The sequence below is a fragment of the Lentzea sp. NPDC003310 genome, from assembly GCF_040610935.1.
In the GTDB taxonomy this organism is placed as follows: domain Bacteria; phylum Actinomycetota; class Actinomycetes; order Mycobacteriales; family Pseudonocardiaceae; genus Lentzea.
This window is the reverse complement of record NZ_JBEXNC010000002.1, coordinates 405,461-420,820: the sequence shown is the minus strand read 5'-3', so window position 1 is coordinate 420,820 and position 15,360 is coordinate 405,461. Positions and strand designations below refer to the sequence as shown.

15 protein-coding genes are annotated in these 15,360 nt (G+C 70.0%); 8 read left to right on the top strand and 7 right to left on the bottom strand.

What is annotated here, in order from left to right; translation table 11 throughout:
• Window positions 1–322 precede the first annotated feature (322 nt).
• The 3 genes from ABZX02_RS04570 (at window position 323) to ilvD (ending at window position 3,132) form a co-directional block, all read left to right on the top strand.
• The gene (locus ABZX02_RS04570; RefSeq protein ID WP_355294764.1) at window positions 323–787 is read left to right on the top strand and encodes a PH domain-containing protein; all 465 of its coding nucleotides are present in this window, start codon (window positions 323–325) and stop codon (window positions 785–787) included.
• On the top strand, window positions 784–1,209 hold the full coding sequence (locus tag ABZX02_RS04565; RefSeq protein WP_355294762.1) for a vitamin K epoxide reductase family protein: 426 nt from the start codon (window positions 784–786) through the stop codon (window positions 1,207–1,209). Before ABZX02_RS04570 ends, ABZX02_RS04565 begins: the two co-directional genes overlap by 4 nt.
• A 78-nt stretch (window positions 1,210–1,287) precedes the next feature.
• On the top strand, window positions 1,288–3,132 hold the full coding sequence (gene ilvD / locus ABZX02_RS04560; RefSeq protein WP_355294761.1) for a dihydroxy-acid dehydratase: 1,845 nt from the start codon (window positions 1,288–1,290) through the stop codon (window positions 3,130–3,132).
• Here ilvD and ABZX02_RS04555 read toward each other — a convergent pair.
• The 3 genes from ABZX02_RS04555 to ABZX02_RS04545 all read right to left on the bottom strand — a co-directional run bounded on the left by ABZX02_RS04555 (window position 3,129) and on the right by ABZX02_RS04545 (window position 5,093).
• Window positions 3,129–3,371, bottom strand: coding sequence for a hypothetical protein (locus ABZX02_RS04555; RefSeq protein WP_355294759.1), 243 nt, complete (start codon window positions 3,369–3,371; stop codon window positions 3,129–3,131). The two genes, ilvD and ABZX02_RS04555, sit on opposite strands and share 4 nt — an antisense overlap.
• A 9-nt stretch (window positions 3,372–3,380) precedes the next feature.
• The gene (locus ABZX02_RS04550; RefSeq protein WP_355294757.1) at window positions 3,381–4,109 is read right to left on the bottom strand and encodes a DoxX family protein; all 729 of its coding nucleotides are present in this window, start codon (window positions 4,107–4,109) and stop codon (window positions 3,381–3,383) included.
• Between the two features lie 69 nt (window positions 4,110–4,178).
• Window positions 4,179–5,093, bottom strand: a complete 915-nt coding sequence (locus ABZX02_RS04545) for a 2-hydroxyacid dehydrogenase (protein WP_355294755.1) — start codon at window positions 5,091–5,093, stop codon at window positions 4,179–4,181.
• A 28-nt stretch (window positions 5,094–5,121) separates the two neighbouring features.
• On the opposite strand from ABZX02_RS04545, the gene ABZX02_RS04540 reads away from it, so the two are divergent.
• Both ABZX02_RS04540 and ABZX02_RS04535 read left to right on the top strand, forming a co-directional pair.
• Window positions 5,122–6,000, top strand: coding sequence for an alpha/beta hydrolase (locus ABZX02_RS04540; RefSeq protein WP_355294753.1), 879 nt, complete (start codon window positions 5,122–5,124; stop codon window positions 5,998–6,000).
• A 36-nt stretch (window positions 6,001–6,036) separates the two neighbouring features.
• Window positions 6,037–7,197 (top strand): PQQ-dependent sugar dehydrogenase, encoded by a 1,161-nt coding sequence (locus tag ABZX02_RS04535; RefSeq protein WP_355294751.1) that lies wholly within the window; start codon window positions 6,037–6,039, stop codon window positions 7,195–7,197.
• Here the strand turns inward: ABZX02_RS04535 and ABZX02_RS04530 are convergent.
• Complete coding sequence (locus ABZX02_RS04530; protein ID WP_355294749.1) at window positions 7,194–8,141, bottom strand: LysR family transcriptional regulator; 948 nt, start codon at window positions 8,139–8,141, stop codon at window positions 7,194–7,196. The two genes, ABZX02_RS04535 and ABZX02_RS04530, sit on opposite strands and share 4 nt — an antisense overlap.
• A 146-nt stretch (window positions 8,142–8,287) precedes the next feature.
• Here ABZX02_RS04530 and ABZX02_RS04525 point away from each other — a divergent pair, with 146 nt between their 5' ends.
• From ABZX02_RS04525 to ABZX02_RS04515, 3 genes are read left to right on the top strand one after another with little or no spacing between them, the layout of a single operon-like run.
• Window positions 8,288–8,812 carry a hypothetical protein gene (locus ABZX02_RS04525; RefSeq protein ID WP_355294747.1) on the top strand — a complete coding sequence of 175 codons (525 nt, stop codon included), beginning with the start codon at window positions 8,288–8,290 and terminating at the stop codon, window positions 8,810–8,812.
• The gene (locus ABZX02_RS04520; RefSeq protein WP_355294745.1) at window positions 8,809–9,177 is read left to right on the top strand and encodes an SgcJ/EcaC family oxidoreductase; all 369 of its coding nucleotides are present in this window, start codon (window positions 8,809–8,811) and stop codon (window positions 9,175–9,177) included. The genes ABZX02_RS04525 and ABZX02_RS04520 overlap by 4 nt, the downstream gene beginning before the upstream one ends.
• Window positions 9,174–9,542 carry a VOC family protein gene (locus ABZX02_RS04515; protein WP_355294743.1) on the top strand — a complete coding sequence of 123 codons (369 nt, stop codon included), beginning with the start codon at window positions 9,174–9,176 and terminating at the stop codon, window positions 9,540–9,542. The genes ABZX02_RS04520 and ABZX02_RS04515 overlap by 4 nt, the downstream gene beginning before the upstream one ends.
• Window positions 9,543–9,643: 101 nt before the next feature.
• Here ABZX02_RS04515 and ABZX02_RS04510 read toward each other — a convergent pair whose 3' ends face one another.
• The 3 genes from ABZX02_RS04510 to ABZX02_RS04500 form a co-directional block, all read right to left on the bottom strand.
• The gene (locus tag ABZX02_RS04510; protein WP_355294741.1) at window positions 9,644–11,998 is read right to left on the bottom strand and encodes a M14 family zinc carboxypeptidase; all 2,355 of its coding nucleotides are present in this window, start codon (window positions 11,996–11,998) and stop codon (window positions 9,644–9,646) included.
• Window positions 11,999–12,331: 333 nt separating this feature from the next.
• Window positions 12,332–14,914 carry a CHAT domain-containing protein gene (locus ABZX02_RS04505; protein WP_355294739.1) on the bottom strand — a complete coding sequence of 861 codons (2,583 nt, stop codon included), beginning with the start codon at window positions 14,912–14,914 and terminating at the stop codon, window positions 12,332–12,334.
• Between the two features lie 84 nt (window positions 14,915–14,998).
• The gene (locus ABZX02_RS04500) at window positions 14,999–15,292 is read right to left on the bottom strand and encodes a hypothetical protein (RefSeq protein WP_355294737.1); all 294 of its coding nucleotides are present in this window, start codon (window positions 15,290–15,292) and stop codon (window positions 14,999–15,001) included.
• Window positions 15,293–15,360: the final 68 nt, after the last annotated feature.

The window sequence follows — 15,360 nt, the reverse complement described above, 5'->3', positions numbered from 1 at the left end:
CGGTGCGCCCGTGGGCGGGGCCGGTTTGGGCCGCGGACCTGGACGTGGCGACGTGGGCTCGGGAGCCTGTCGCGATGGTGCGCTGGTCATCTCATTGCCTCGTGGGTATCGGGGTCCGGACACGAAAAAACCCTCGACAACCCGAAGTTGGGTCGTGCGAGGGTCGCGCGTCGACGCAGGCTGTTCGGCTCAGGCGTCGACGCGCCTGAGAAGTACGAGAACGAGCGTGCGCTGCATGGCCGGGACGTTATCGCCTCTGGCAAGAGGGCGTCAACTCTGCGAGACGGAATTCCCGGATCGTGGACGTGGAACAATCGACCGGGTGAAGAAGCTGGTCTTTCGCATCCCGGCAACGGCCCTGCTCGCAGCGGCTTTGATCGTCATCTGCGTCACCCCTGTGGCGTGGCTCGCTCCGGGGCTGCAAGCGCTCTACCTCCTGCCGCTCGCCTACGCCTACTGGGTGCTGCGCAACCGCACGACGGTCACCGAGGAGGAGATCGTCGCCCGTGGTGTGTTCGGCACGACGACGCTGCGGTGGGACGAGGTGAAGTCGATCCGGCTGGTCCAGAAGGGCTGGCTGCGGGCCGTGAAGACCGACGACTCCGAGGTGACGCTGCCCGCGGTGCGGTTCATGCACCTGCCGGCGCTGTCGGTGGTCAGCGGCGGGCGCGTGCCCGACACGACCGTCCCGGTGCGGGCCGAGGAGCCCGCCGAAGAGGCCGTGGAGGAGGCCGTGGAGGAGCCTGCCGAGGAGAAGTCCGGCGAGGTCGTGGAGTCGGAGAAGTGATCCGACGAGTTCCTCTGCTGAGCCTGCTGCTCTCCATCGCGGGCCTGCTGACGTCGGCTTATCTGACGTACACGCACTTCAACGCCAACGCGCTGCTGTGCTCGGCGGACGCCGTGATCGACTGTGAGACCGTGACCACGAGCGAGCAGTCGGAGCTCTTCGGCATCCCGGTCGCGTTCCTCGGACTGGCGTTCTTCGCCTTCCTGACCGTGATCTGCCTCCCGTTCGCGTGGCGGATCGGGACGCTCAAGTGGGTGCGCCTCGCGTCCGTCGGCGTGGGCGTGCTGATGGTGGTCTACCTGGTCGCGGCGGAGTTCCTCGTCATCGGCAAGATCTGCCTCTGGTGCACCGCGGTGCACGTGATCACGCTCGCACTGGCCTGTCTGCTGGTCTCGGCGAGTCTGCGCACGAGTAACCTTTGAGGCACCGCTCCCAGACTTGGTGACGCCTCACCCGGCCGTCCCGCGCGCACTTTTTCTTGAACTGAATCTGGAGGAGCAGTGCCTCAGCTCCGCTCTCGCACCACCACGCACGGTCGCAACGCAGCCGGTGCCCGCGCCCTCTGGCGCGCGACCGGCATGACCGACAGCGACTTCGGCAAGCCCATCATCGCGATCGCCAACTCCTACACGCAGTTCGTGCCGGGCCACGTGCACCTGCGCGATCTCGGCGACATCGTGGCCGAGGCCGTGCGAGAAGCGGGTGGCGTGCCGCGCGAGTTCCACACGATCGCGGTCGACGACGGCATCGCCATGGGCCACAGCGGGATGCTCTACTCGCTGCCCAGCCGCGAGATCATCGCCGACTCCGTCGAGTACATGGTCAACGCGCACCAGGCCGACGCGATCGTCTGCATCTCGAACTGCGACAAGATCACGCCCGGCATGCTCAACGCGGCCATGCGCCTCAACATCCCCGTCGTGTTCGTGTCCGGCGGCCCGATGGAGGCCGGCAAGGCCGTCGTCGTCGAGGGCGTCGCCGTCGCGCCGACCGACCTGATCACCGCGATCTCCGCGTCGGCCTCCCCCGCCGTGAGCGAGGACGGGCTCTCCGAGGTCGAGCGCTCCGCGTGCCCGACCTGCGGCTCGTGCTCCGGCATGTTCACCGCGAACTCCATGAACTGCCTCACCGAGGCCCTGGGTCTCTCGCTGCCGGGCAACGGTTCGACGCTCGCCACGCACGCCGCGCGCCGGGAGCTGTTCTCCGAGGCCGGCCGCGTGGTCGTGGAGCTGTGCAAGCGCTGGTACGGCGAGGACGACGAGTCGGCGCTGCCGCGGTCGATCGCGAACCGCCAGGCGTTCGAGAACGCGATGGCGCTCGACATGGCCATGGGCGGCTCGACGAACACCGTGCTGCACATCCTCGCCGCCGCGCAGGAGGGCGAGATCGACTTCACGCTGCAGGACATCGACGACCTGTCCCGCCGCGTGCCGTGCCTGTCCAAGGTGTCGCCGAACTCCGACTACCACATGGAGGACGTGCACCGGGCCGGCGGAATCCCCGCTCTGCTGGGCGAGCTCTACCGGGCCGGCCTGCTGAACGACGACGTCACGTCGGTGCACACTCCGACGCTCGCGGAGTGGCTCGGCAAGTGGGACATCCGGGCGGAGAACCCGTCGCCCGAGGCGATCGAGCTCTTCCACGCCGCCCCCGGTGGTGTCCGGACGACGCAGGCGTTCTCGACGTCGAACCGCTGGTCCTCTTTGGACACCGACGCGGCCGGTGGCTGCATCCGCGACTTCGAGCACGCCTACACCCGTGAGGGCGGCCTGAACGTGCTGCGCGGCAACCTGGCCGAGCGCGGCGCGATCATCAAGTCCGCGGGCATCGACGAGGAGCTGTGGCACTTCGAGGGCCCGGCGCGCGTCGTCGAGTCCCAGGAGGAGGCCGTCTCGGTGATCCTGAAGAAGGAGATCCAGGCGGGCGAGGTGCTGGTCGTGCGCTACGAGGGCCCGTCCGGCGGCCCCGGCATGCAGGAGATGCTGCACCCCACGGCGTTCCTCAAGGGCTCCGGCCTCGGCAAGAAGTGCGCGCTGATCACGGACGGCCGGTTCTCCGGCGGGTCGTCGGGCCTGTCGATCGGCCACATCTCGCCGGAGGCGGCGGGTGGCGGCACGATCGGTCTGGTCGAGAACGGCGACCGGATCCTGATCGACGTGCACGAGCGCCGGCTCGAACTGCTGGTGGACGAGGCCGTGCTGGCCGAGCGCCGCGCCAAGATGGAGGCGTCGGAACGGCCGTGGCAGCCGGTGGACCGGATCCGCCCGGTCACGGGTGCGCTGCGGGCGTACGCGCGGATGGCGACGGACGCGTCCACGGGTGCCGTGCGCGACCCGAGCCGTTAAAGAGCGAAGGCGAGCGCCACAGCGGCGCCGAACACGAGCCAGCCCGTCAGCGGTCCGCTGACGGGCTGCTCTGTCTTCTTGACCATGACGCCGCTCACGATGAGGCCTGCCAGGAGGCCGAGCGGCGGGAGCAGGGACTGCGCGGTGAGACCGAACGGGAACGCCACCAGGTACACGACCGGGATGCCGATCACCAGCAGGGCGAGCTGGAGCACCGCTCCCGTCACGTTCTTCCGCATCCGGTGTTCCTACCGGAAGACGAAGTAGGTCACCGCGGCGCCACCGGCTCCGATGAGCAGCGCGATGAACCCGGCCGCCAGCGGGTGGCGGAACCAGCTGCGGTTGTAGTCGAGCGCGGCCCGGCCGGGACCGGCGAACAGCGCGGCGAACGCCATGCCGGCGAGCGCCAGCTCCAGCTCCACGCCGTTGGGGCCGAAGAAACCGCCCTTGTACTGCAGCGCGATGACGTTGGCCATCACGGCGAGCAGGCCCGCCGCGGCGAGCGGGGTGAAGAGGCCGAGCACGAGCAGTCCGCCGCCCGCGAGCTCGGTGATGCCGGTGACCCAGGCGAGGACCACGGACTCGCGGTAGCCCATCTTCTCGAGCGACTGCGCGAAGCCGTTGATGCCGGGGCCGCCGAACAGGCCGAAGACCTTCTGCAGGCCGTGCAGCAGGAAGATGCCGCCGAGCACCGCCCGCAGGCCGAGCAGGCCGATGTCCGGGCCGGCGGTCCAGCCGAACTTCTTGCGGTCGTCGGAGAACGGGTCCTCGTCGCGCGTGTCCACTGTGGACGTGTCGAGCGGGGTGTAGGCCGTCGTGTCGAACGACTTCGTGGTCGAGTCGTACGGCGACAGGACGTCCGACCCGGCTCTGGTCGTGCCGTCGTCGAAGTGGTGCACTCCCCCTCCGCTGCCCGAGTAGAACGAGTCGTCGGAGAAAGCGCTCGAACTCGTCGAGCCTTTGTCGTGAGTAGCCACGCCCGCACGCTAGGAGACCTCGCGCGGGCGCGCGAGGTCCGAACGGCAGCCCAGTTTCACCCAGTTGGACTAATAAGTCCCGTGGACCAGATTGCGAGGTTCCTCCCCGGCCGCGAACCGCGAGATCTCCGCGATGGCGACGGCGTAGGCGCGATGTCCGCTGCCGGTGCACGAGCCGGCCACGTGCGGCGTCAGGAACAGGCCCGGCGCCGTCCACAGTGGATGATCGGCGGGCAGCGGCTCGGGGTCGGTCACGTCCAGTGCCGCGCGCAGCCGTCCGGAGGTGAGTTCGGCGAGCAGCGCGTCGGTGTCCACGACGGGGCCGCGCGCGCCGTTGACCAGGATCGCGCCGTCCTTCATCGCCGCCAGGAACTTGGCGTCGACGAGGTGCCGGGTCTCCTCGGTCATCGGCGTGAAGACGACCACGGCGTCGAACCCGGGCAGCAGCTCCGGCAGTTCGTCCTGGCCGTGCACGCCTTCACGGGCGGTGCGGCCGACCAGTGTGGCCGTGGCGTCGAACGGCTCCAGGCGGCGCTTGAGCTGCTCCCCCAGGTCTCCGGCGCCGACGATCAGGACCTTCTTGTCCTGCAAGGTGTCCGTGCCGTGGTAGTCCCAGCGGCCCTCGGCGCGCGCCCGTTCGAAGACGAAGAAGTCTCGATAGATGGCGATCAACGCACCGATGGCCCACTCCGCCGTGCTGCCGCCGTGCGCGCCCCGAGCCGTGGACAGCATCACGCCGTCGGGCACCCTGCCGATGAAGTTCTCGGCGCCGGCGCTCAGCAGCTGCACCAGCTTGAGGTTCGGCAGCTGCTCGAACACCTCACGCGGGTCGGTGCCGGAGAGGAACCGCGGGATGAGGACCTCGGCGTCCAGCCCGTCGGAGGGCAACGGCTCCCCCGGCGTGTAGCGGACCGCCCGGACACCGTCCACCTGGGACAGCGCTTGAACTCCGAAATCATCTGGCACGAGCACGGTGAGCGTCACGACGCCAACGTACGTCAGAATGTTCGGCATGCGGGAGCACGACATCATCGCGTGGGACGGCACGAAGATCCGGACGTGGCAGGCCGCGGGTGAGGGCACACCGGTGTTGCTGTGCCCCGGCGTGGGCTCCGGCCCCGAGTCGTGGCCGTCGCTGACCGACCGCGGCGGCGTCCTCAGCTGGTACATGCGCGGCACCATGGGCTCGGACCGGCCCGTCGACGAGCGCAACATCTCGCTGGACGACCACGTGGCGGACGCGATCGCCGTGCTGGCCGACGCGGGCGTCGAGCGGTGCGTCGTCATGGGCTGGTCGATGGGTGTGACGATCGCGGCCGAACTCGCGTTGCGCCACCCGGACCGGGTGGCGGGCCTGCTGCTCGTCGCGGGCGCGCCGGGTGACTCGTTCGACGCGATGCTGCCGCTCGTGCCGAAGACCGTGCGCCGGTTCGTGGGGCTGACCGGCACGAGGCTGCTGCAGCAGGCCGGTCCGGTGCTGGACCAGGTGCTGCACCGGGTCCCGGTGACGGACGCGACGGCGTTCCTGCTGCGGCACAGCGGCGTGATCAAGCCGTCGAGCGACCCGAAGGCCGTGACGCACGCGGTGAGCCGGTTCCTGCAGCACGACTGGCGCTGGTACTTCACGCTGGCGCTGGCCCTCGGCACGGCGCCGCGGCAGGACCTGGGCCCGATCGTGTGCCCGGTCACACTGCTGGCCGGCCGCGACGACGTGCTGGCGACGACGGAGAGCATGTCCGGTCCGGTCGGCGCGCTGCCGCAGGCCCGGTTGCGGGTGCTGCCGTGCAGCCACTACCTGCCGCTGGAGGCGCCCGAGGTGGTGTCGGCCGAGCTCGACCTGCTGCTCGACCGGGTCCGGTCCGTGGACTTCGCGACTTCGGAGAGAAGTTGACTTCGGGTTCACGGTCGCGCACCTAACCTGGGAGCCGTGGTTCGTTCCGTTGCGTTGCTGACAGCCGCCTGCCTGCTGGTGGGGGGTTGCGCGAGCTTTCCCGACGAGCCGGCGCCCACGCAGTGGAGCGCGCAACCGCAGCTGACCCCGCAGGCGGGGCCGAAGCCGGAGCTGCCGGGCGAGTACCGCCCGACGCCCGGTGACCCCGGCCGCAACCCGGCGCCGCAGAGCGTGCCGCCGCCGCAGGGCTGCAAGGACTACCACCCGGCCGTCGTGGCCACCTGCCTCAACACCGTCACCGGCGTCGCCCCGATCGGCGCGGACGCCCAGGGCGGCGTCGCGGCGTACGCGACCGAGCGCGGTGGACGGCTGCTCAAGGTCACCAAGGACGTCGACCCGGTCGTGATCGCGCAGCTGGAGGTCGACGCGTCCACCGACGGCGGGCTGACCGGGCTCGCGCTGTCGGCGACGTTCGCCGAGGACCAGCTCGCCTACGTCTACGTGACGACGGCGACGGACAACCGCGTGCTGCGCATCGCCCCCGGTGACACGCCCAAGCCGATCCTCACCGGCATCCCGAAGGGGCCGTCCGGCAACCGCGGCGTGCTGGCGAGCGACCGCAAGGGCGCGATCCTCGTCGCGACCGGGGACGCCGGGAACCCGGCCCTGGCCGCCGACCCGAACTCGCTGGCCGGCAAGGTGCTGCGGATCGACGGCTCCGGCCAGCCAGCCCAGGGCAACCCGACGGCCGGCACCGCGGTCGTGTCGTCCGGGCTGCGGCTGCCCGGCGGCCTGTGCGTCTCGGCCGACACCACGAAGGTCTGGGTGACGGACTGGGCCGCGAGCGGCGACGTCGTCTACCGCGTCGCACCGGGCAAGCTCGGTGAGGTCGCGTGGGCGTGGCCCGACCGGCCCGGTGTGATGGGCTGCGCGTCGTACTCGGACCAGCTGTCCGTGGCGACGTCCAAGACGCCCGGCTACCAGTCGCTGTCGATGAACGCCACCGGCGCGTTCACGGGCAAGCCGGAGATCGCGCTGGCCGAGGACGGCTTCGGCCTGCTCGGGCCGATGGAGATGCTGAACGAGTCGGCGTCGCTGGTCGGCACGGTCAACAAGACGGGCGGCGCGCCGATCTCGTCCGACGACCGGGTCGTGATCATCGTGCGGCCGAACAACGGCGGCGGCACGAAGGACTAGTGGCCGAGGGCGAAGCTCTCGCCTCCGTCACGCCACCACCGCGCGTAGACCTCGCTCTCCTCGACGAGCTTCAGGTACCCGGCGGCGACCTGCTCGCACAGGTCGTCGACCTCTTCGGCGACCGGCGCGTCCGTGCGCCAGGCCAGCACGACCTCGCGGACCAGCGGGTTCCCGGTGAGCGGCAGCCGGGCGATGCCCGCCGGGGTGCCGCCGACCGGGTAGAGCGGGCAGACCGCGCCGGACTCCCTGATCAGCGTCAACGCGACGTGGGCCTCGCTGCTGAAGTGCGCGATCCGCTGCTCGAACCCGCGGGCGGCGCACTCGCGCGCGAAGTGGGCGTTCATGCCGCTGTCGTCGGGCTCGGGCATGACCCACTTGTCCTGCGCCAGGGCCTCCAGCGCGATCTCGGGCTCGTGCGCGTGCGGATGCTGCCCGGGGACGCCGACGAACAGCGGTTCGCGGGTGAGCAGCCGGTGTCCGACGTTCGGCGGAAAGGTGAGCGGAGTACCGGGAAATCGACGCATCACCGCGATGTCGAGTTCGCCCGTGGTGAGCAACGCGGTGAGCGTGCCGGTCTCCTTGACGGTGCGACTCGTGACGTTGTCCTTTAACGCGCCGACGAGTAGTCCGAAGTGATAGGCGGGGATTCCGGCGAGCCTGGTCGGAGCGTTGCCGCATTGCGCGTTACGGCGCGTTACGCGTTCCAGCGTGACCAGTTGGGTGAGCATCGACCGGGCCTCCTGGACGAAGTCCTGACCGGTCGGGGTGAGCGTGACGCCGTCGGCCGCACGCAGGAACAGCGTGCCGCCCAGGTGCTCCTCGATGCGCTTGAGCTGCGTCGTCACGGCGGGCTGGGTGAGGTGCAGGCGGGCGGCGGCCTTGCGCAGGCTGCCGCAGTCGGCGATCGCCACGACCAGTTCGAGATGCCGCACTTCCAGACGCATGGCCGCGATGTTATCGCTGAATGTAATAGGTCCAACACCCTTCGCTATCTGTCGTGAGACGTCGTGGTCTCGATACGTTCGCTCGCGTGATGGAATTGGCCGAGCGCCCGACGCGCACCGACGCGGTGCTGTTTTCGGATCGCGCTGTGAAAACGTTTCTGGAGGCCGCGTCCGCCGAATACTCGTTCATCACCGAGGACGAGCCGAGACCGTGTTTCGCGGTGCTGCTCGGGCGCGTCGAGGGCACCGAGGCCGTGGTGTCCGAGGTGGCGTTCGGCCGCAACGCGCGCCTGACGGACCCCTCGGCGCGGGAGGAGTTCTCGACGACGATCGTGCCCCGCTTCGGCACGGCGTACGAGAACCCGGTGCGGGCGTGGTGGCTCGACCCCGCCGACCTGCTGACGATCACGCGGGCGGCCGACGCGCGCGACCTCGACGTGCTCGGGTCGATCCACCTGCACCCCGACTGGCACCGGCTGGGGCCGGAGTGCGAGCGGAACCGGCCGTTGAGCGACAGTCCGACGCCGATGGACGAGCACATGTTCCGAAGCAGCGGGTGGCCCGTGAACGTCGTCTGCTACCTCGAACGCCGCCACGGCGGCCTCTACTACTCGCTCGCCGCGTGGGACGCCTCGTGCCTGCGCCTGCCGTTGAGGACGAACCACGCATGAGTGAACAGATCTACGCGCTGTGGCAGCGCATGGAGCAGGGCTGGGCGCAGGGTGACGGCGCCGCCTTCGCGTCCGTGTTCGCCGAGGACGTCGACTTCGTGACCGTGCGCGGCGAGGAGCTGTTCGGGCGGCGCGCGGTGGCCCTCGGGCACGCCCAGCTCTTCGCGGGCCCCTACCGCGACACCAAGCTCACCGCCGAGATCAGCCTGATCAGGCCGTTGACCGACGACGTCTCGGTCGTGCACGTCACGTCGTCCATCGCCCCGGCGGGCATCACCACCCACGCCCAGGCCGTCGTCGTGCGGCGGGCCGATGGCTGGGAGGTCGCCGCGTTCCACAACATGATCCCGAAGGGACAGTCATGAGCAGGCCCAGGTTGCGCCACCTCGCGTTCGTCGTGCAGGACGCGAAGGAGATGGCCGACTTCTACACGTCGAAGTTCGGGATGACGTTGTTCCACACCGACCCCGACGGCAGCCACTTCGTCACCGACGGGTACCTCAACCTGGCGTTGATCCAGCAGCGGCTGGACGGGGACGTGCCGACCGGCTTCAACCACTTCGGGTTCCAGGTGGAGTCCGTCGAGCCGTACCTCGAGACGCTGGAGCCGAGGCCCGCGCTGCGCGGGGGTGACCGGCCGTTCGCCGAGTACCGGGCGATCGACCCCGAGGGGAACTGGTTCGACCTGTCGGCGCACGGGTTCCTGCCGCCGGGCGCCGGGGAGTCCTGACCAGGGGTTTCTCTTGCGGGCCTGCGGGGAACTCTTCTAGTGGGGTATTGCAGGAAGGGGCGGGATCGGCTGTCGGGGCCGTCCCGCCCCTAATACTTTGCCTAGCGCGAACCGCTCCAGAACAGAGCGCGCGCGACCTGCGCGTACAGGCCCTTCGGGTGGTTGCGGAACATCGGCTCGGTGCCGAACAACACGACCCTCGCGCCGTTGGCCGCCGTACCGGACACCACTGCCGCCTGACCTGCTGCCGCGTCCTGTCCGCCCGTGCCGTTGTCCCGTGCGTGCCAGTGGCCCGCCGCGATCACCGTGCTGCCATAGCGCTGTTCGACCGTCACGCCCGTGCCGAGGTTCGTGAACCACTGCGGTGCGTAGACGAACGAGTGCGGCAGCGCTCCTGCGCCCACCGGGCCGGTGCCGTTCACGACGTTCACCACGCCGTTCGCGTCCTCCCAGCCGGCGACCGGCGTGGCCTGCAGGAGCTTGGCGTCGGTGTTGAAGCGGCTGCCCGTGGCGCCGCGCGTGACCACACCGCCGCGCTTGAGGAACTCGTCCAGCGCGGCCTTCGCGGTGGCGTTGAGCTGCGCGTAGTTGAGCCCCGCGCCCACGTACAGGACATCGATCCTCGACCAGTCGAAGCCCGAGTTCAGCACCACCGTGGAGATGGTGCGGACGTCGAACCCGGACTCGCGCAGCACCTGCAGCTCGTCGGCGGAGACCGCGGCCGCGACCACCTTGCGCTGCACCGGCGTGCCGCCCGGCTTCGCGGTGGTGAAGCGCACGCCGTAGCGGTCGGCGACCTCCTGCGCGGCGGCGCGCTCCTTCGCCGGGACGACGATGGTGCCGTCGTCCTGCCGCCGCAGTTCGAGCCCGCGCGACAGCAGGTCGTTGACGGCGCTGACGTCCTTCTGGTCGGTCAGGGTGACGGCGAGGTCGGCACCGGGCGCGGCGTCGACGGCCCCGGTCGGCGCGGCGGCCGTGACCGGCTTGCCGTCGAAGCGCAGCTGGCCGCTCTTCAGGATGTCGACCGAAGCGCCCCAGAGCAGGCGGTGGCTCCAACCGGAGATGTCGTACATGACCGGCGCCTTGTCGGAGATGTCGCTGCCCTGCTCCAGCATCACGTTCGCGAGGCCGCGCTTGGGCTGGTGCATGTCCACGACGTACGAGCCGGCCGGGTAGCGCTTGCCGCCGAGCGTGAACGGCCTCTCGGCGCGCTGCACCCGGACGTCGTGCCGGACGAGCTGGTCGACGAGGCGCGCGGTGGCGGCCGCGGACCGTTCGTTCGTGATCACGTAGGCACGCGGGAACTCGGTGCTGAAGCGGTCCTCCGGCCCGAAACCGGGCACGAAGCCGTCCGGGATGTACCGCTGCTCCTCGCCCGCCGCGCCCCTGCGGAACATCTCCGTCTGGTTCGCGATGAGGCTGCGCCGGTTGTCGTCCACGTAGTCGAGCGTGGTCTTGATGGTGGCCTCGACGACGTCCGTGTTGATCTTCGAACGCCGCTGCAGCTCGGCCGCGGGCAGGGTGTCGTAGTCGGAGCGGTTGACCCGCATCGGGATCTCGATCGTGTACGAGACGGCCCCGTGGTACATCGAGTACTGCGCCGTGTAGATCGGCGCCCAGCCGTCCCACTCGCCGACCGGGTAGTCGCGGAACGGGATCTCCGGCTTCGCCGCCTCGGGGTGTCCGAGGGCCTGCACGGCCTTCTCCATCCGCAGGCCGTTCTCGTACCCGTGCTTGATGTACAGGTCGAAGTCGTAGTTCTGGCCGTGCGGCGGCGTGGTCGGTTCGATGAGCGTGTTAGCCACGTACCCGTGCTGGTCGAGCATCATCAACGGCTGGGTGCGCTCCACGATGTCCTGCATGGCCCGGTTCTCGGGCTGGGAGCTCGTGACGAAGTCGCGGTTGAGGTCGAACCCGGCGTTGTTGGCGCGCGTGCCGGCGACCCGGCCGTCCGGGTTGGCCGTGAGGTTGAAGTAGATCCTGCTGCGCTGCAACAGGTTCTTCGTCTCCCGGTCGTCGCTCGTGGCGAGGTGCTCGATGACGCGCAACGCGCCGTCGGTGCCCTCCCACTCGTCGCCGTGGATGTTGTTGTTGATCCAGATCGGCGCCTTGTAGAGGGGGTGCGGAACGCTCCGCCCCTCCTCGATGGACGCCCGGAACCGCTCCTGGACCCGCGTCTCGGCCGCGCTCTCCGGCGCTGTCAGCGTCACGAGGTACAGGTCGCGGCCGAGCGTCGACTGCCCGACGACCTCGACGGAGACCCGGTTGCTCCTGCGCTGCAACGCGTTCAGCGTCGGCGCGAGCGAGTGGTAGGGCGCGAGGCCGAGCTTGATGGACCTGTCGGCGGCGTTCTCCGGGTACGTCCGCAGCGTCGTCCGGCGCGGGTACCCCTGGTACCGGTCGGCCTGGTTCTCGCCCTGGGCCAGTGCACTCCGCGCCTGGAAAGCGCTGTCCACGGTGGCGACGTCGTTGCGCTCGGGCCCGTTCCCGGGCTCTCGGTCTGAACTCGACGGTTGCGCGGTTCCGTTGACAGGCGCCGCCACCACAGCGGCGGCCGCCAAGAGAACAGCGAGCAGGGTTCTGCGCATACGGACTTTTCTCGCACAACGGCCCGCGCATCGACTAGAGCCGATAGGCGGGCCGTTGCATCCCCTCGGTCCAGTCCAAGATGGCACAGACGCTCGATGATCGGCGGAAAAAGTTCACCAACCACCGGGTCGATATGGGGTACAAATCACCGCTGACCAGCACGTTCACTTCCCTGAACGCCGGACAACCACTCGAACGGCCTAGCCCGACCCCAGGCACAGGAACGGCCGCCGGAACGGGTCCTTCGCCATCGCCTCAGCGAGCGCCACGGCAGGCGCGGCCCCGGCGACCAACGCGCGGTGGTAGTCGGCCATCGCCGCCGCGCTGACCTCGTCCCCGACCTTGCTGGCCGCCGCCACCACGGTCCGCGTCCCGCCGGCGAGCATGGCCCCGGCGAACCCGAGCGCCTCGTCGCCCGGCCGGATCCGGTTGAGCGCCAGCTCGCACGCCGCGAGCACCACGTGCGCGGGCGGCTTGCGCAACCGGCCGAGCTCGTGGGCGAACAGCGGCCCGTCGAAGAGCTCGAGCCGGGAGAACAGGGCGTTCTCGGTCTCGTGTTCGCCGTGTGCGGCCACGTGCACCAGGTCGGCCCCGTCGAGATGCGCCATGACCTCGGCGGCGGTCGCGGTGTTCCCGGACAGCATCGTGGCGTTGGCGTGGTAGGTCGCCAGCTTGTCGACCTCGTCGTGCCCGAAGAGCAGCCCCGGCCCCTGCACCACCAGCACGCGACCGGTCCTTGCCTCCTCGGCCTGCGTCGCGGCGAGCCACGCCGTCGCCGAGGGGGCGGTGACGACGGGCCTCCCGTGCAGGCTCGGGATGACACCCCACGGCACCGCGTACAGCGTCCCGGTCGGCACCACCACCAGCTCGCGATGACCGATGAGGCGCCGGAGCGGCTTGATCAGCATGGTGTCGAGCCGGTCGGCCTGCTTGTGTGCCGAAGCGCCGATGACCTGCACCAACGGCGGTGGCAGGTGATCAGGCGCGAGGGCGTTGAGGTCGAAGTGGAGCTTCTGGGCGCTCTCCAGGGCCTCGGCGGCCGCACCGAGCCGCACGAGGCTGACGCGCCCACCGGCGACGACGACGGCGGCCATCTCGCCACCCGACACGACGTAGCTGACCATGGCCCGCTCGCCCAGTTCCGCGATCACCTCGCGGAGCCCCGCGACGGGCCGCGGCTTGCCCCACCGCTGCGAGTGCCAGCCGAGCCGGTTCGCCTCGCGCTGCGCCTTCACGAGCTTGCCGCGCAACTCCGCGGTCGGCTGCCCGGACAGACCGTGCCGCAGGATCGCCCAGCTCAGGTTGCGCACCTCGGTGATCCGCTCGGCGACCTCGTTGTTCTCCGTCGCCTCCAGCGGCTCGTACCGGTAGGTCTGCGCGCGGGTGCGTTCCAGCCAGGCGAAGAGCCGGCGGGCGTCCGCGTCCTGCAGCGCGAGGGTGATCGCGAGCTCGCTCAGCTCCCTGCCGTGCACCGCCGTGGCGGACACCAGTTCCAGGCCACCGAGCTGATCGCGGACGCGCCCCAGTTCGTCCAACGCCTGCCGCGCGTGCACCAGCGCGGCGCGACGACTTCCCTTGGCCAGCGCCAGTTCCGCCAGCACGAGCCTGCGCTGCATGCGGTGGTCGAGCGGCGTGACGGCCCTCGGCCCCGGCACCTTCTTCAGCAGTTCCTCGGCGTCGGCGAGCCGCCCCCGGCGGATCTCCAGCCTGGTGGCGAGGAGCAGCGCGAGCCGCGACTCGTCCAGGAGGTGGTTCGCCGCCAGTTCGTCGGAGAGCGTCAAAGCCTTCTGCACCAACGCGTTGGAGATCCGCCCGGTCCGCATGGCGTGCCGACCGTGGGCCCACAGCTCGATCAGGCCGGCCATCATCCACCAGGTGCTGCCGCGGCGGACGAGCTTGCGTTCGGACCGCTTCGCCATGCGCCGGGCGAGGTCCAGCTGGTCGTCCAGCAACGCGGCGGAGGCGCGGAACATCTCGACCTCGGCGATCTCCTGGCCGAACTTCTCCCGGCGCATCACCGGGAGCGCCTCGTCGAGGTGCTTACCGGCCTCATCGGACAGTCCGATCATGAGCATGGCCTCGGCCTGGTCGAGCTGGAGCCGCGCGAGCAGTGCCGGCTGGTCCTCGGCGCGGAAGATCCGTTCCGCCTCCTCGTACCGGCGCAACGCCTCCGCCAGCTCACCGCTCTGCTTGTGCACGTTCCCCAAGGCGTGCACCAGGAACGGTTGGAGGTGGAGCAGATCGTGCTGCCTCGCGAGCCGGATGCCGCGCTCGAGATCGGTGATCGCCCGTTCACTCCGGCGCACCGCCGCCAGCGCGAACCCGCGGTTGAGCAGCGTGGAGACGAATCCCTGCACCAGTGCCCGGTTCTCGCCGGGAGGGGTCTGCTCGACGTCGTGTTCGACCGACTCGATGAACCTGTTGAACCACTCGACCGCGCGTTCGGGCTGGCCCATGCGCATGACCATGAGGCCCTGGTTGTGGTCGACACCAGCGCTCAGGAGCGTCCTGGTCGCCGCGTCCTCAATGGTCTCGATCTCCAGGCGAGCGGCGTCGAAGGCGCCGACGGCGACGTCCATGCCACTGGTCTCACCCTGGCACAGCCCCAACGTGTAGAGGATGCGCGCACGTGTGGCCGCACGCTCCTGGCTCGGTTCAACGCGCTCGATGTGCACGAGCGCACGCTTGAGCGACCGGATGGCCGAGGGGAAGCGGAACTTCGCTTGCTCAGCCCATCCCTTCTCGTACGACTCGCGCGCTCTCTCCAGGGGACGAGCGGGCATGTGATCATCACACCACACGTGTCCACACAGCGCTGCCCGCCAACCAGGCATTGGAGCCGGTGGCGGGCAGAACACGCTGAGTGATCACACGGCGATGTTGTTCGGGTTGTTCGGGCAGTCGTGCGCGTGCTCGACGTCGCCACCCGAGTCCTCGCCGGAGAGCAGCGTGCGGGGCTTGACCAAGAAGCCGGGTCCGCCGCCACAGCACATCGGCGTGACCTCGGGGTCGTCCTTCTTCACCGGCGGCGCGTCCGGCACCTCGGTCGGCGGCGCCGGGATCGGGTCCGGCTCGGTCACCGGCGTGCCCTCGAGCACGGACTCGGCCTCCTTGATGACCTCGTTCGCCGCGTGCTCCAGATTCTCGCGCTGGAAAGCCATGAGGTTTCCCCCCTCGTTTGGACTATTACCTTCCATCCCCCCAGATGGATTGCTCCGAGAGAGTCGCA

Excerpts from the sequence above, each read along its gene's own strand:
- ABZX02_RS04555 (WP_355294759.1), bottom strand. The coding sequence starts at position 3,371 with ATGCGGAAGAACGTGACGGGAGCGGTGCTCCAGCTCGCCCTGCTGGTG.
- ABZX02_RS04540 (WP_355294753.1), top strand. The coding sequence starts at position 5,122 with ATGCGGGAGCACGACATCATCGCGTGGGACGGCACGAAGATCCGGACG.
- ABZX02_RS04530 (WP_355294749.1), bottom strand. The coding sequence starts at position 8,141 with ATGCGTCTGGAAGTGCGGCATCTCGAACTGGTCGTGGCGATCGCCGAC.
- ABZX02_RS04520 (WP_355294745.1), top strand. The coding sequence starts at position 8,809 with ATGAGTGAACAGATCTACGCGCTGTGGCAGCGCATGGAGCAGGGCTGG.
- ABZX02_RS04515 (WP_355294743.1), top strand. The coding sequence starts at position 9,174 with ATGAGCAGGCCCAGGTTGCGCCACCTCGCGTTCGTCGTGCAGGACGCG.
- ABZX02_RS04505 (WP_355294739.1), bottom strand. The coding sequence starts at position 14,914 with ATGCCCGCTCGTCCCCTGGAGAGAGCGCGCGAGTCGTACGAGAAGGGA.
- ABZX02_RS04500 (WP_355294737.1), bottom strand. The coding sequence starts at position 15,292 with ATGGCTTTCCAGCGCGAGAATCTGGAGCACGCGGCGAACGAGGTCATC.